Genomic DNA, 2,605 nt, shown 5'->3' on the forward strand with positions numbered 1-2,605 from the left:
CTGAAATGGGGCGAAAGTCTGTGGACTCTGTGTAAGACAGTACATGGTTTTTTAACTGTGGTATGCGACGGTGGTGGAAGCAGAAACTTAAATCGTGAGGTTTAGGAATCGCCGCACTTTTAGGGCGGCGAGGATGTCAAAATTACCCCCGACTACTGATTGCGACTGAGGGAGTTAATTCGCTCGATTAGTTGGGCTAAGATTTCTTGTAATTGTCGGTCTTGATGCTGGGAAAGGTTGATTTTATCACAGCTATAAATAACGGTGGTGTGATCTTTGCCGCCAAATTCTTCGCCAATGCGCGGTAAGCTTAAATCCGTGTGTTGACGCATTAAATACATCCCAATCTGTCGGGCAAAACTAATTTCTCGTCGGCGGGAATTTCCTTTTAGATCGGCGATCGAGAGTTGAAACTTTTCCGCTACTACCGCCATAATAATCTCAGGAGAAGTGGCAATTTTGGCCATTGGTGGATTTAAAACTGGCGCGATATTTTCTACCGTCATCGGCAATCCGGAGATAGAAATATAAGTAGTAGCCCGGATTAATGCCCCCTCTAATTCGCGAATATTAGAAGTATAATTAACGGCAATATATTCGATAACTTCTCTTGGGAGACGCAGATTTTCGTACTCGGCCTTTTTTTGTAAAATTGCCATGCGAGTTTCGATATCTGGTGCTTGGATATCGGCCACTAATCCCATAGAAAAGCGAGAAATTAAACGATCCTGTAAACTGGGAATCTGTTTGGGCAAGCGATCGGAGGCTAAAACCACCTGTTTTCCCGCTTCGTGCAGGGTATTAAAGGTATGAAAAAATTCTTCTTGAGTGTATTCTTTTCCTTCAATAAATTGCAGATCATCCACTAATAATATGTCAGCATGACGATAATGATTACGAAAACTTTCCATACTATCTTGACGGATAGCGGTGATTAAATCATTCGTAAATTGTTCCGTCGATACATAAAAAACCCTAGATTGGGGATATAATTCTAGACGATAATGACCGATCGCTTGCATTAAATGGGTTTTACCTAACCCCACCCCACCACAGAGAAAAAGCGGGTTAAATTCGCGTCCAGGTAATTCCGCCACCGCTAAAGCGGCCGCGTGGGCCATGCGATTAGTTGGACCGACAACAAAACGGGAAAAATTATATTTAGGGTTAAGTTGATTGGTGGGAGATAATTCTGATTCTAAGCTAGTGTTGGGCTGGAAAATAGCGATCAAATCGCCCTGTTGTGCCGTTAATTGAATCTCGACGGGATAACCGACGATATCCTCCACTACTTCAGCAATTGTTGACAGATAATTTTTCTGAAGATGGTTAAGAATAAAAGGATTGGCAGCCTGAATTACTAAGCGATCGTTTTGCCATTCTTTAACCGTCGCCGTTTGAAACCAAGTCTCGAAAGCGGGACGGGTTAATAGTAATTTTAGACGCTCTAGGAGATTATGCCAAAGTTGTTGGGCGCTGCTGTCCACGGTTAATTTTGATTAAGTGGGTGGGTGTAATTAAATATAAGATGAACGTAGGTTGGGTTGAAGCATGAAACCCAACGCCTATCCACGGTTAATTTTGATTAACAAAGTTGCTCTAGTGCTGCTGCGGGGAAACCTTATCAGTTTAGCGAGATTTTGCCGCTCAAGATAAAATGATTTTCAGAGGTAAACAATTAATCCTTATACAGATGACACAAGTTTTAACAATCACCCAATTAGGAAATCCAATTCTACAGCAAAAAGCAGCAGCGATCGATAATCTTCTCGATGCTGACTGTCAAAATTTGATCGATTCCCTGATTACCACCGTGCAAGCTGCCCACGGGGTGGGAATCGCCGCGCCCCAAGTTGCTCGGTCTCTGCGTCTGTTTATCGTTGCTTCTCACCCCAATCCTCGTTATCCCGACGCTCCGATGATGCCACCCACTGCCGTGATTAATCCTCGCATTTTGCGGGTCAGCGAGGAAATGGTCAAGGGTTGGGAAGGTTGCCTCAGTGTCCCCAATTTACGCGGTTTTGTCCCCCGTCATCAGTGGATCGAGGTGGCATATTGCGATCGCAATGGTGGCGAAATCCGTCAAGTTTTCAGGGATTTTGTCGCGCGCATCTTTCAACACGAATACGATCATCTGGAAGGAATCCTCTTTCTTGATCGCCTTGCTTCTCCGGCGGATTTATACTCGGAGGAAGAATACCAAAAAATCAGTAATATTGCTGAATATAAGCGATAAAATCGCAAAATCTCTCTACATCTTCAAAATAAGTTAAATAGCTTAACGGGACTATCTTTATCTGGCGACAAAATTTTTGTTGGTAAATCTAAATTTTTTGTTAAAATGATAACGATTATCATTCTAGGAAACCTGCCCTAACAAACAAATGAACTACTTGACAAAATAAATTAATTATGCAGTAGAACTCTGCCCTCAATTAACTAGGGAGATACTCAAGACTTTTTCGGTGACTAGGAAAATCAATTTTTCCAGGTTTCCCCACGGAGATAACCCCAAAGACGAGGGAATAACCGAATAGCTTTCATTCATTAGTTGTCGTCTAGATGTCCAGAAAAATAAATACTCTAGCAAAGGGTATTTATTGAC

General features: G+C 42.4%; 2 protein-coding genes. One reads left to right on the forward strand and one right to left on the reverse strand.

Features of this window, described 5'->3' with window-relative positions:
• Positions 1 to 152: 152 nt before the first annotated feature.
• The gene (gene dnaA, locus PX636_RS15030; RefSeq protein WP_288117704.1) at positions 153 to 1,487 is read right to left on the reverse strand and encodes a chromosomal replication initiator protein DnaA; all 1,335 of its coding nucleotides are present in this window, start codon (positions 1,485 to 1,487) and stop codon (positions 153 to 155) included.
• A gap of 170 nt (positions 1,488 to 1,657) precedes the next feature.
• Here dnaA and def point away from each other — a divergent pair, with 170 nt between their 5' ends.
• Positions 1,658 to 2,236 carry a peptide deformylase gene (def, locus tag PX636_RS15035; protein WP_288117705.1) on the forward strand — a complete coding sequence of 193 codons (579 nt, stop codon included), beginning with the start codon at positions 1,658 to 1,660 and terminating at the stop codon, positions 2,234 to 2,236.
• The last annotated feature ends 369 nt before the right edge of the window (positions 2,237 to 2,605 follow it).

Source organism: Microcystis sp. M53598_WE2, assembly GCF_030067735.1.
Lineage (GTDB): Bacteria > Cyanobacteriota > Cyanobacteriia > Cyanobacteriales > Microcystaceae > Microcystis > Microcystis aeruginosa.

Excerpts from the sequence above, each read along its gene's own strand:
- def (WP_288117705.1), top strand. The coding sequence starts at position 1,658 with ATGATTTTCAGAGGTAAACAATTAATCCTTATACAGATGACACAAGTT.